The sequence below is a fragment of the Microbacterium sp. B35-30 genome, from assembly GCF_010634855.1.
Taxonomy (GTDB): domain Bacteria; phylum Actinomycetota; class Actinomycetes; order Actinomycetales; family Microbacteriaceae; genus Microbacterium.
Map to the genome: position 1 here is coordinate 1 of NZ_MWLQ01000053.1, position 12,473 is coordinate 12,473.

General features: G+C 71.6%; 11 protein-coding genes. 6 read left to right on the forward strand and 5 right to left on the reverse strand.

Translation table 11 applies throughout. The features are described from left to right. Nucleotides 1-79: 79 nt before the first annotated feature. Genes B2K11_RS19415 through B2K11_RS19435 form a run of 5 tightly spaced genes read right to left on the reverse strand, consistent with a single transcriptional unit; the run spans nucleotide 80 to nucleotide 5,893 of the window. On the reverse strand, nucleotides 80-1,774 hold the full coding sequence (locus B2K11_RS19415) for a S8 family serine peptidase (RefSeq protein WP_163620742.1): 1,695 nt from the start codon (nucleotides 1,772-1,774) through the stop codon (nucleotides 80-82). 43 nt (nucleotides 1,775-1,817) lie between these two features. Next, nucleotides 1,818-2,381: an acyltransferase gene (locus B2K11_RS19420; protein WP_163620743.1), complete on the reverse strand. Its 564-nt coding sequence runs from the start codon at nucleotides 2,379-2,381 to the stop codon at nucleotides 1,818-1,820. Then, complete coding sequence (locus B2K11_RS19425) at nucleotides 2,378-3,733, reverse strand: wax ester/triacylglycerol synthase domain-containing protein (RefSeq protein ID WP_163620744.1); 1,356 nt, start codon at nucleotides 3,731-3,733, stop codon at nucleotides 2,378-2,380. The genes B2K11_RS19420 and B2K11_RS19425 overlap by 4 nt, the downstream gene beginning before the upstream one ends. After that, nucleotides 3,730-4,662 (reverse strand): glycosyltransferase, encoded by a 933-nt coding sequence (locus B2K11_RS19430; protein ID WP_163620745.1) that lies wholly within the window; start codon nucleotides 4,660-4,662, stop codon nucleotides 3,730-3,732. The genes B2K11_RS19425 and B2K11_RS19430 overlap by 4 nt, the downstream gene beginning before the upstream one ends. Then, the gene (locus B2K11_RS19435; protein ID WP_275576772.1) at nucleotides 4,649-5,893 is read right to left on the reverse strand and encodes a glycosyltransferase family 4 protein; all 1,245 of its coding nucleotides are present in this window, start codon (nucleotides 5,891-5,893) and stop codon (nucleotides 4,649-4,651) included. The genes B2K11_RS19430 and B2K11_RS19435 overlap by 14 nt, the downstream gene beginning before the upstream one ends. A gap of 227 nt (nucleotides 5,894-6,120) precedes the next feature. Between B2K11_RS19435 and B2K11_RS19440 the strand changes: the two genes are divergently transcribed. Genes B2K11_RS19440 through B2K11_RS19465 form a run of 6 tightly spaced genes read left to right on the forward strand, consistent with a single transcriptional unit; the run spans nucleotide 6,121 to nucleotide 12,284 of the window. Continuing rightward, a complete protein-coding gene (locus tag B2K11_RS19440) occupies nucleotides 6,121-7,014 on the forward strand; it encodes a hypothetical protein (protein ID WP_163620747.1) in 894 nt (297 codons plus the stop codon). Nucleotides 7,015-7,044: 30 nt separating this feature from the next. Continuing rightward, nucleotides 7,045-8,619, forward strand: coding sequence for an O-antigen ligase family protein (locus B2K11_RS19445; protein WP_163620748.1), 1,575 nt, complete (start codon nucleotides 7,045-7,047; stop codon nucleotides 8,617-8,619). Then, on the forward strand, nucleotides 8,616-9,473 hold the full coding sequence (locus B2K11_RS19450) for a glycosyltransferase (protein WP_163620749.1): 858 nt from the start codon (nucleotides 8,616-8,618) through the stop codon (nucleotides 9,471-9,473). Before B2K11_RS19445 ends, B2K11_RS19450 begins: the two co-directional genes overlap by 4 nt. Next, nucleotides 9,470-10,333, forward strand: coding sequence for a GDSL-type esterase/lipase family protein (locus B2K11_RS19455; protein ID WP_163620750.1), 864 nt, complete (start codon nucleotides 9,470-9,472; stop codon nucleotides 10,331-10,333). The genes B2K11_RS19450 and B2K11_RS19455 overlap by 4 nt, the downstream gene beginning before the upstream one ends. Beyond that, nucleotides 10,330-11,274 carry a glycosyltransferase gene (locus B2K11_RS19460; RefSeq protein ID WP_163620751.1) on the forward strand — a complete coding sequence of 315 codons (945 nt, stop codon included), beginning with the start codon at nucleotides 10,330-10,332 and terminating at the stop codon, nucleotides 11,272-11,274. Before B2K11_RS19455 ends, B2K11_RS19460 begins: the two co-directional genes overlap by 4 nt. 38 nt (nucleotides 11,275-11,312) lie before the next feature. Then, on the forward strand, nucleotides 11,313-12,284 hold the full coding sequence (locus tag B2K11_RS19465; RefSeq protein WP_163620752.1) for a glycosyltransferase family 2 protein: 972 nt from the start codon (nucleotides 11,313-11,315) through the stop codon (nucleotides 12,282-12,284). Nucleotides 12,285-12,473 lie beyond the last annotated feature (189 nt).

Below are 12,473 nucleotides of genomic sequence, written 5' to 3' on the forward strand. Positions count from 1 at the left end.
CGCTCAACGACCGGGATTCCCGGTCGTTGAGCGAGCGAGGAACGAGCGAGTCGAAACGCGCCGCACCCACAAGCACCCGTCAGTTGAGCAGCGTCAGCGAGATCGTCGGGCTGTACCCGGTGTTGCCCGCGGCATCCACCGCCCTTGCGTGCACGGGGTAGGTCGCGTTCGGGTAGCTGCGCGACGACAGCGTGCCGCCCCACGAGCCGTCGGTCTGCTTCGCCAGCGTGCCGAGCCTCGTCGTACCCGACCACAGCGTCACCCCGGTGACCGCCACGTTGTCGGTGGCGACCACCCGCACCGCGACGGTGCCCGAGACGGTCGAGCCTGCCGTGGGCGCGGTGATCGTCGCCGTGGGCGCCTGCGTGTCAGGCGTCGGCGTCGGCGTCGGCGTCGGTGTCGGCGTCGGCGTGGGCGTGGGCGTGGGCATGGGAGTCGGCGTCGGCGTCGGCGTCGGTGTCGGGGTCGGCGTCGGGGTCGGGGTCGGGGTCGGGGTCGGGGTGGTGCCTGTGGGCACCGTCGACGCCAGCCAGCCGGAGTACCGCCCGGAGATCGGGCTGAGCGGGTCGCCCGCGAAGCGCTTGCCGCGCGTGGTCGCGGCCGCCTGCGCCTGCGCCTCGAGGACCTGGAACACCTCCCGCGGCGTGCGACCCTCGCACGAGCCCTCGGCGAAGCACGCCAGCACGACGCCCGACATCACGGCCGCCGACATGCTCGTGCCCGACGCGATGTAGCCGTACCGGTTGCCCTTCTTCGTCGTGTACGGGCACGTGCCGGGAGCCGCGATCGTGTGCGCGCGATCGGCCGCGCTCACGGCCCAGTTGCTCTTCGGGTTGATCGTGTCGTCGACCGGAGCCGACGTCTCGGCGCACTGCTTCGCGGCGCGCGAGCCCGGCTTGCCGTCGTAGTCGGCGACGTTCGTCACGGTGATCACCTCGTCGAAGTTGCCGGGCGAGTACTGCGCCAGGTCGCGCGTCGAGTTGCCCGCCGCCGCGACCACGACGACGCCGTCGTCGACGAGCGCGCAGATCGCCTGATGGATGACGTCGCCGTTGGTGTAGCCGCAGTTGCCGTCGTCGGCCTGTCCGAACTGCATGCTCATGTTCATCACGGCGATGTCGTAGCGCTCGTGGTTGTCCATGACCCACTCGAGGCCGCACATGAGGGTCGCCAGCGTCCCCTGCATCTTGCTGTCGAGCACGCGCACCGACGTGATGGGCGCACCCGGCGCGATGCCGACCAGCCCCACGCTGTTGTTGATCGCCGCCGCAGCGCCGGCGACACCCGTGCCGTGCCCGTTCGCGTCGGTGCCGTCGCCGCTGCCGAAGCAGTTGATCTGCCGGGCGACGTTGAGATCCGAGTGCACGCTCGCGCCCGAGTCGATGATGGCGAGTCCTGGGCCATCCCACGCTCCCGCCGACGGGGCGCTGGTCGGCGGCAGATCGGCCTCGACCGTCCCCACCGCCGGCGGCACCGTCTGCGCGGCGCCGGTCACCACCTTGTTCGGCGACAGCCCCCGCACCGTGGGCGACACCCGCAGCAGGGCGACCTCGTCGGCCGTGAGATATCCCGTGAAGCCCTTCACGACACTGTCGTAGACGGCGTCGGGCTCTGATGCGATGCCCGCGAGCGCGGCATCCAGCCCTTCCATCGATCTGAAGCTGACGGTGTACACGCCCGCCGCGTCACCGGCGGCGAACGATGCCGACACCACGCCGCCGCCGAGAAGGGACGCCACGACGGCGGTCCCCACCGCCAGTCCCGCGAACCGCATCACCCGAGTCGAGTGCTTCCTCCCGCGCGCCGAGAACCTGGCGCTATTGCTGAGCTTCCCCACTGCTCGCCCCTACTTTCTGGCCGGATGGCCTCTCGCCGATGACGCGCGCCGGAACCCCTCCGACGATCGCGAACGCCGGAACGTCCTTCGTCACCACTGCCCCTGCAGCGACGACGGCGCCCTCGCCGATCGTCACGCCCGCCAGCACCACCACGTTCGCGCCGAGCCATGAGCCCGCACCGATCACGACATCAGCCTCGATCTTCGGCTGATCCATGATCGGGACCGGTCCGCGCTCGATGCCGTAGTTCGACGCCGTCACCATCACGTGCGGGGCGAACAGGCACTTCTCACCGATCTCGATGCGGCCGGTCTGGTTGCCCGCCCAGATCAGGCTGAACTCCCCGATGTGCGTGCCGGCGCCGATCGAGATGCGCTCCGCGTTGCGGAACGACACGTTCGGAGCCATCGACACCCCCGGCCCCATCCGGATCAGCGGCACCTGCCGCACGAACGAGTAGCCGTGGAAGTGCGCCAGGCGCAGACCGTGCAGCAGCGTGCGCGGGTCGAACACCGACGCCAGCGCACCCCAGAGGCGGCTCATCGCGCCGCCCCCGCATCCGTCGCCGCCGCGACCGGCGCCGCCGCGACCGGCGCCGGCGCCAGCAGTTCGCGGTAGACCGCCATCAGCGCAGGCAGGTCGACCGACGAGCGCGCCGTCACGCTGATCACGAGTTCGCGGCGGTACGAGCACGCCAGGCACGCCACCTCGTCGCGCGGATCGCCCGCCGGCCAGCCGGTCACCGTCTCGACGGGGGCGGTGCCGAAGAACCGGTCGTCGCGCCCCCACGTCACGGAGGTGGCATAGCCCACCCAGTCCTCGGCACCCTCGACCACCGAGCCGCCGGAATCCACCGCGGCCTGCACCTGCGCGCGCACGCTCGGCACGATCTGCTCGAGCGGGGCGGATGCCGCCGCCACCACCTTGACGACGCTGATGTCGTTGCGCACGACGCCGTCGCCCGCCCTGCGCCGCGAGATCGGCACGAGGATCGACAGGGACTCGGCGTCGGGCCGCTGGCGCGCCATTGCGATGAGCGTCGCCGCCGTGACCAGGTCGTTCACCGTGCCGCCGAGCTTGTACGCGCGGCGGGTGGCCGCCGCGAGGTCGACCGCCTCGTAGGCCGAGCGGCGCCCCTCACGCACGTCGTCGAGCAGCCCCGTCCGCGCGATGCGCGCGTTCTTGACCGGGCGCAGCAGGCGCCCGCCCCACCGGCGCAGCCGCATGCGGAACGACTTGCGCCAGTACGCCCGCCACGCCTGCCGCACACCCGGGTGTCGCGAGCGCCACTGCTCGAACGCGAGCGCGAGCACCTCGACGCCGTTGCGGGGCGGGATGCCGAGTTCGAGGTACTGCTCCTCGCCCGGCTCGGGCGGCTCGGCCATCGCCGCGGTGCCGGCGATCACGTCGCCGATCCGCAGGCCGTACAGCGCGTCGCCGACCACATGGTGGTAGCGCATGACGATCGCCACGCGCCCGGAATCCAGCTCGACGAACTCGAAGTCCCACAGCGGGCGCGACGGATCCATGGTCGGGCTCAGCCGCCCCGTGAACCGCTCCACGCGGGCGGGGTCATCGGGCTCGACGCCGTCGGCGAACCGCACGTGATAGTCGAGGTCGAGACTCGACACCGGCACCCACGCCGGCGTCGTGAAGCGCAGCGGAGTCTGCACCAGGCGCTGGCGCATCGCCGGCGCGAACCAGCTCAGCCGCTCGACCCGCCGGCGGATCGCGGCACGGTCGAGCGTGCCGTCGGGCCTGCGCAGCGCAGCGCCGTCGACGATCATCGTGCCCGCCGCGTGCATCGCCGCGAAGGTGACCGCATTCGACACGTACTTCTCGTCGAGCGAGCTGATCAGCTCGGCCCGGCGCGGGAGATCGGGGTGCGCGCTCATGAGTCGTCGCCTCCGCTGTGTGTCGGGACCCCGAGCGAGATCGGCGCCGGCGGGTCGCCGTCGACGAAGACGCGCCCGTCGAGCGCGAAGCGCACGGCGGTGAAGAACCCCCTGAGGATTCCGCGGAACAGTGCGAGGTCGGCATCCCGTCGCCGCGGTTCGCGCCGATTGCGCAGCGCGCGCGACAGTGTGCGCTTGGTCGCCACCGCGAACAGCCGCACCCCGACGATCGCGCGCAGGCGCACCCACTTCGCCGTGAGCGCCCCGAGCCCCAGTCCGTACCCGTGGTGCAGCGCGGTGTAGGCGTCGTCCGCGCGGGTGTGCACGTGGTGCACGACGCACGAGGGGTCGTAGACGATGTGCGCGCCGTCATCGAGGACGCGGCAGAACATGTCGAGGTCTTCCGCGCCGGCGAGCCGGCGTCCCGCGCCCAGCACCGGATCGAAGCCTCCCAGCGCGACGAGCTGATCGCGCCGGAACGCCATGATCGCGCCGTGCCCGGCGTCGATGCCCTCGATCGTGCGGGTGAAGCGCCGGGGCGGCGGAGCCGGCTGCGTGCCGACGAGTGTGTGGTCCAGCATCCGTCCGGTCACCGCTCCGACGACGGGCGCCTCGAAGCCCTCGAGGATCGGCGCCATCCAGCCGTCGACGGCGGCGCAGTCGTCGTCGGTGAAGACGATGATCGGGCGGCGGCTCGTCTGGAGCGCCAGGTTGCGGGCGATCGAGAGTCCCTTGATGTCGCTGCGCACGTAGTCGACGCCCGCAGCGTCCGCCACGCGCCGGGTCGCCGTCGTCGTCGACGCCGAGTCGATCACGAGGATCTGCACGCCAGGCGGAGTCACCGCCGTGAACGAGGCGAGCGCCGCGGTGAGCATCTCCGCCCGCTCGCGGGAGCAGATCGCGAGCGTCACGTCCTCAGGCCGCGGCATCCGACGATCTCCTCACCAGACGCGCCGCCTCGCGGTAGGCCGCGAGCGTCGCCTGCGTCGCCGCGGCCCAGCTCAGTTCGTCCGCCCGTGCCATCGCGGCACTCGACATCGCGGCGAGCAGCTCGGGTCGGTCGGCCAGGAGATCGAGCTGCGCCGTCAGAGCATCGACGTCGCCGACGCCGTGCGTCATCCCGGTCACGCCCTCGTCGATCACCGCGCCCGCCGCCGTCGAGACGAGCGGGACGCATCCGGCGACCTGCGCCTCGTAGGTCACGAGGGCGCTGCCCTCCTCCACCGTCGGGAGCAGCAGGACATCCGTGGAGGCCAGCACGCTCATCGGCTCGGCGGTGACGCCGCGCACCTCGACGCTCGGGTGAGCGAGCAGGGGCGCCAGGATCGCCGCGTAGTCCTCGTCGAGTAGTCCGTACACGAGGAAGCGACCGTCGGCAGCCGCCCTCGACGCCGTCCACGCCCGCAGTGCGGTATGCAGTCCTTTGCGCGGCGACCCGCGGCCGAGGAACACCGCGGTGAACGGCCTGCCGCCGTCGGCGCGGGCAGGTGGCGCGGCGACCGTGCAGCCGTAGCGGTGCCGCAGCAGCCGGTCGTCATCGAACCCGCGCTCCAGGAACGAGCCGGCGACGGCCTCGCTCGGCACGAGCAGCCCCGCTGCCGCGGTGTATTCGTCCTGCTCGGTGGCGAGCCGTCGCGTGTCGACGGTGTGGCTCTCGCCTCGGCGGGGCTCGAGGCCGAGCGTCGCGTACTCGCGCGCCACAACTTCGTACGCATGCGCCGTGTGGGTGTTGGGCACCTCGCGAACGCCCGGGATGCCGCGCCGCCGCGCCGCCCGCAGCGTGCGGGCCGACGCGAGAGGCCACGCGTGCACGACATCGTCCGCGCCGCCGTCGAGCAGCCGGCCGACGAGACCGGCAGCGACGGCGTCATGGAGGCGCATCGCACGGTCGCGTCCGATCACACGGTGCGGCACGCGCCGGCCGCGCACGGTCAGGGTTGTACGCACGGATGCCGCGCCCTCGATCGGCTTCGCGATCGATGCGGCGACGATGTGCACCTCGACTCCGGCACGCACCAGTTCATTCGCCTGGTTCCATGCGGTCCAGCCGATGCCGGGTGACCCGAGCGCAAACGGAAAGCTGTACAGGACTGCCAGAACGCCACCTCCCCCAGGACGAGGCCCGCCACCAACGGAGCCATGCCGGCTCTCGCTGACCACTCTGTGGGAGCCGTCAAGACGGACACAACCCGGGCTGGCGAATGTCGCTCAGTCTTTACACCCGTGCAACAAACGCACAGGGCGCCGTTAACAATGCGGGGCGACTATGGCAGAGCAAGTCTTGTCGCGACACCACATCTGGGACCGGTGCGCGACGTGGACGGCCCGATGGCGTGCTGGGGGTTCGGACGGTCTGCGTCCGAAAGCACACGGAGAGAGGGTGTCTCATGGAGACTCCGAAGTATCTGCAAGTCCTCTGGAACTACAAGTGGGTGCTGGCTTTCGGTGCGCTCGTCGCCGCCGTGGCCGCGTTCTTCGCCGGCTTCGCGATTGTCGAAGGGCAGGTCGTCTCGCGAGCGCAGCAGACGTGGACGGCCGCCACGACCATGCTGCTCACCAGCGAGTCCGACCGGCTGTACCAGTCGCAGGTGCCGGGTGTTCCCATCGAACAGGGGACGTCCGACCCGCAGGTCATCGACATGTCGTCGATCGCGCTCGTGTACGCGTACATCCTGTCGAGCGACATGATCCAGGACACGGTCGAAGCCGAGATCGGTCCGCTCGACGACGACACCGAGTCGATCACGGCGCTGCGACGCACCACGCAGCCCACCGGCGACGAACGCTTCCCCGGTCGCTACGACCTGCCCGTGCTGGAGGCCGTCGGCACCGCCGAGACCGCCCCGCGCGCCGAGGAGATCTCGCGCGCCGCCGCGACCGCCTTCACGGCCTACGTCGTCGCCGAGCAGGACGAACAGGAGATCGCGCCCGAGCTGCGTGTGCTCATCGAGCCGCTCGGCGCGAGCGACGCCGTCGAGGGCGACTCCTCGAACCCTGCGATCCCCGTCGTCGTCACCTTCGTGGGCGTGTTCCTCGCCTTCGTGGTCCTGGTGTTCATCATCGCCGGATTGCGCTCGCGCTCCGCCCGGCGCAAGGCCGCTCGCGCACAGGCGGCCGGCGACGCGGCGGAAGAACCGGCGAGCGGAACGGATGCCGACCCCGGCGTCGCCGCAGCCGAGCCCACCGGCATCGCGGTCGATACCGAGGTCGGCGAGCTCGTGGGCGCGGGCCCGCCCTCGCGCCGAGCCGGGCGCGCCGTCGACGAGAACGAGACCGCGTAGGCGTCGGTCGCGCGGCTTCGGAGCCACGACATGTCGTCCGGCAGCGCACCGCCTGTCACACCCGCCGACGAGACCGACGCTCCACCTGTCCAGGGCGCGCCCGGCGACGGAACACGGCCCCGCTGGGGCGCCGTCGCCGGGATCGCGGTCCTGTTCGCTGCGATCGTGATCGCCGGGGTGATCCTCCTTCCGCCGATCGCGGTCGGGGCCGCCCTCCTCGGCATCGCGCTCATCGTGCTGCTGCGCCGCATCCTGTTCACGTGGCCGGCGCTGCTGTTCCTGCTCGCGGCGACCATCATGTTCATCCCGGCCCGCCGCTACGCGCTGCCGATCCCTCTGCCCTTCGCGCTCGAGGCGTACCGCCTCATGATCTTCGTCGCGATCGTCGCGCTCGGGCTCGCGTTCCTGTTCGACCGGTCACGGCGCTGGCGGCCCGTCGCCTTCGGCTGGCCCATCGGCATCTTCCTCGCGACCCTGCTGGTGTCGTTCATCGCGAACGGCACGCGGCTGGTGAACGAGGGGCTGGCCACGACCGCGCTGTCGGGCTTCTTCCAGCTCGGCGTCCTGCTGTCGGTGTTCTTCTCGGTGCGCCAGCTGCTGACCAGCGAGCGCATGGTGATGGGCTTCCTCATGGTGCTCACGTGGATGGCCGTGATCGTGGCCTTCCTCGCCGTCTTCGAGCGCGTCGCCCGCACCAATGTGTTCCTGATGCTCGCGAACTTCCTGCCGCTGGTCGTGATCCGTGACGACGGCGGCGACGCCATGCGGGCGGGGGTGAATCGCGCATACGGCTCGGCGCAGCATCCGATCGCCCTCGCGGTCATGCTGTGCATGTTCCTGCCCATCCTCATCTACTTGGCGAAGTACGCCATCTGGCCGCGCAACGTGTGGAATCGGCGCATCGCGTACGGAATCGGGACCGTCATCGTGTTCGGCGGAATCGTCGCCGCCATCTCGCGCACGGCCGTCGTGGTGATGGGCGTGATGTTCCTGCTCACCCTGGTGCTGCGACCGAAGGTCGCGCTGCTGCTGGCGGCGTTCGCCGTGCCGGCACTGCTGCTGGCGATGTTCCTCGTGCCGGCCCAGGTCGAGTCGATGCTGCTGTCGTTCCTCGACGTCGACACGCTCATCGCGTCGCAGTACACCTCGGCGGGGATGACCGGAGCCGGGCGTCTCGCCGACCTGGAACCGGCCTTCGTCGAAGTGCGCCAGTACCCCTTCTTCGGGCAGGGCTTCGGCAGTCGCATCGTCGTCGGGGACGAGGCGAACTCCTTCATCCTCGACAACCAGGTGCTCAGCATCCTGATGGAAGGCGGCGCACTCGGCGTCATCGGCTACGCGATCTTCATGCTCACGCCGGTCGTCATGCTCCTCGTCTACGCCCTGCGCTGGGCGGCCGAGGCCCGGCACGCGCTGCTCGCCTTCGCCCTCGCCGTCTCGATCGCCGGGTACAGCGCGGCGCTGTTCTTCTTCGACGCGTTCGGCTTCTTCCAGTCGTTCCTCGTGCACATGATGCTGCTCGCGGTCGCCGCGTGGGTCGTCACCGAGGGAACGCGCACGGCCGTGGCACCCAGAGCTGCCTGGACGCCGGGGGCCCGCCGATGACCGCGCGGCTGAGCATCGTCATCCCCGCGCACGACGAGGCCGCAGTGATCGACCGCGTGCTGGGTACACTGTGCGGCTCCGGCCGGAGGGACGAGTTCGAGATCATCGTCTCGGCGAACGGCTGCACCGACGACACCGCCGCCCGCGCACGCGCCTACGACGGCGTCCAGGTCGTCGAGACACCGGAGACCTCGAAGGTCGCCGCGCTGCAGGCCGGTGACGACGCCGCAACCGCCTTCCCCCGCGCCTACGTCGACGCCGACGTGCGGATCGACCCCGACGCGCTGCTGGCGCTCGCCGACGCCCTCGACGCGCCCGGGATCGAGGTCGCATCTCCTCGGCTGCACGTGGACACCTCCGGGGCGTCGTGGCTCGTGCGTCAGCACTACCGGATATGGGAGCTCAGCGACTACCGCCGCAGCGACCACATCGGCTCTGGGGTCTACGCGCTGACGCGGGCGGGCCGCGCCCGGTTCGACGGCTGGCCCGACGTCATCGCCGACGACCGGTTCGTGCAGCAGCTCTTCGCTCCCGCCGAGCGCGCGATGCTCGCGGACCACACGTTCAGTGTGCGCTCGGCGGCCGACATGCGCGCGCACCTGCGCCGCTCGGTCCGCATCGCCCGCGGCAACCGCGAGCTGCCCGACCGGATGCAACACCAGGATGCCGCGCGGCCGTCCGCGGCATCCCGCGGCGGGCTCGCGCGTCGGGTCGCGGCACGGCCGGGCCTCTGGGTGCCCTTCGCCGTGTACTGCGTCAGCTGGACGCTTCCCAACGTGCTCGCCCGTCGCGACATCGCTCGCGCGCGCACACGGACCTGGAACCGAGACGACACGAGCCGGGTGATGGCATGAGAAGACCAGCCGCGACGACCGCCGCGATCGCACTCCTCCTGGCGGTGCTCACCGCCTGCGCGGGTGCGCCCGCACCCGAGCCGGTCGACCTCGACGAGCTCGAGTCGAGTCCCACGCTCTCGCAGGTCTCCACGATCGGCGCACTCGGAGACTCGATGACCCTGGGCGTGAACGCCTGCGCCGAGCCCGGGCGCTGCACCGCCGCGAGCTGGGCCACGGGTGACGAACCCGCCGTCGGCTCCGTCGCGATGCGCATCGGCGCAGCCAACGGCAGCGTTCCTGACACCGTCAACGCCGCGAAGGACGGCGGCACGGTCGCGGACGCGGTCGCGCGTGTCGACGAGGTGATCGTGGCCGCGCCCGAGCTCGTGCTCGTGCTGCTGGGCGGCAACGACGTCTGCGCCGCCGACGTCGACGGCATGACGAGCGTCGAGGACTTCCGGGCGTCGTACACAGCACTGCTCGCCGCGCTGAGCGAGGGCCTGCCGGACGCCCGCGTGCTCGCGCTGTCGATCCCCGACCTCCACCGGCTGTGGGAGGTCGGCCGCGACGACGAAGGCACCCGTCAGGTCTGGGACAGCAGTCCGTCGTGCAGCAACCTGCTCGGCGACGCCGCCGCGACCGACGCGGCCTCGACCGAACGGCGCGACGCCGTCGCCGCCCGCACCGACGAGCTCAACGCGGTCATCGCCGAGGTGTGCGCCGCCGACAGCGCCTGCATCTCGGACGGCGGCGCCGTGTTCGCCTACGAGTTCTCGCCCGCCGAGATCTCGGCGATCGACCACTTCCACCCGTCCGTGGCGGGCCAGCAGGTGATCGCCGAGATCGCCTGGGACACCCTCATGGAGGCCGCACCATGACCACGCTCCTCGTCGCGATCTCGGGCGGCCACCTCACGCAGCTGACCATGCTCGCCCCCCGCGTCGCCGACGGCGACGACGTCGTCTGGCTCACCGACGACACCGCGCAGAGCCGGTCGCTGCTCGAGGGCGAGACGGTGTACCACGTGCCCACCCGGCCGCCGCGCGACTACGCCGGCGTCATGCGCGACACGGGCATCGCGCTGCAGGCGATGCGGGACCACCGTGTCGATCGCGTCATCAGCACGGGCGCCCAGATCGCGCTGTCGGCGCTCGTGCCCGCGTCGGCGCGGCGCGTGCCGTTCACCTACATCGAGAGCGCGACGCGCGTCACCGGGATCTCGGCGACGGGCAAGGTGATGGAGCGGGTGCCGTGGGTCGACCGCTACGTGCAGTACCCGCACGCGGTGAACGCCCGGTGGCGGTACGCGCTCTCGGTGTTCGACGGCTTCCGCGTCGAGCCGGTCGAAGACCCCGCGCCGATCCGCCGCGCCGTGGTCACCGTCGGCGGTAACGGCGACTTCGGGTACCGACGGCTCGTTGACGGCGCCCGCGCCGCTCTCAGTGACCTCGACGGCGACGTCGAGACGCTGTGGCAGGTCGGAGCCACGGACGTGTCGGACCTTCCGATCACAGCGGTCTCGTCGCTGCCCTCGAGCGAGCTCGGCGCGGCTCTGCGGCAGGCCGACGTGATCATCGGGCACGCCGGCACCGGCACCGCCCTGGCCGCGCTGTCCGCCGGCAAGGTACCGGTGCTCGCACCGCGCTCGGTCGAGCACGGCGAGCACGTCGACGCGCACCAGCAGGATCTCGCGCGGTTCCTGGGCGAGCGCGGGCTGGCCATCGTGTGCGAGCCCACCTCGCTCCGCGCGTCCACCCTCGACACCGCGCGCCGCTGGCGCGCGGTGAGCTCGCAAGACCTCGCCCCCGTGCCGCTCTGAGCACCGGCATCCGCCGCGATCACCTCTGGGAGGACCCCGTGCAGACCCCGGCCCCCGACGTCACCGTCGTCATCGTCAACTACGAGACCCGCGACGACACGGTCGCGTGCGTCGGCTCGGTGCTCGCGCACCTGGGCGGTCTCGATGCGCAAATCGTCGTGGTCGACAACGGATCGGGTGATGGCAGCGCGGCCGCGCTGCGCGCGGCGCACCCGGGCATCGACGTGGTCGAGGCCGGTGAGAACCTCGGGTTCGCCCGCGCGGTCAACCGCGGAGCCGCCCTCGCGCGCGGCGAGTTCGTGCTGCTGCTCAATCCCGACGCGCTCATGCTCGAGCACTCGCTGCCACGGATGATCGGGTTCGCCCGCGAGCATCCGCAGTACCGCATCGTCGGCGGGCGCACGCTGCGCGCCGACCTCACGCTCGAGCCCTCCTCGTGCTGGGGCGCGCCGACGCTGTGGTCGCTCAGCATGTACGCGACGATGCTGTCGACCGTCTTCCGGCGCTCCCGCCTGTTCGATCCCGAGTCGCTGGGCACGTGGCCCCGCGATACGATCCGCGAGGTCCCGATCATCACCGGATGCCTGCTGCTCATCCGCCGGGACGACTTCGTCGAGCTGGGCGGCATGGACGAGGACTTCTTCCTCTACGGCGAGGACGCCGAGTTCAGCATGCGGGCGGCGGCGCGCGGCATGGCCCGGGTCGTCTATCCCCCGGCGGCGATCATCCACACCGTGGGCGGATCGTCGGCGGGCAGCTCGAAGGGCTCGATGGTGCTCGCCGGCAAGGTCACCTATCTCCAGAAGTCCTGGCCGCCGCGACGCGCGGCCGTCGGGGTGCTGCTGCTGAGGACGGGCGTCGCCGTGCGCGCCGCCCTCGAGACCGTGACGCGCCGGGCGAACCGGCCGTGGACGACGGTCTGGCGGCGCCGCGCCGACTGGGCATCGGGCTACCCCCACGCCGAGGCGGCGCTCTTCGGCCGGCCGCTGCCCGAGCCCGCCGCCGCGTAGCGGGTGCGGCGCGTTTCGACTCGCTCGTTCCTCGCTCGCTCAACGACCGGCAGAGGGGAACACCCCGTCGGTCGTTGAGCGGAGGGCGCTCTAGCGCCCGCAGTCGAAACGCCCCTGGTGTGCGGGAATGTCGGGGTCGGAGTGCGCCGGGTGCGGCGCGTTTCGACTCGCTCGTTCCTCGCTCGCTCA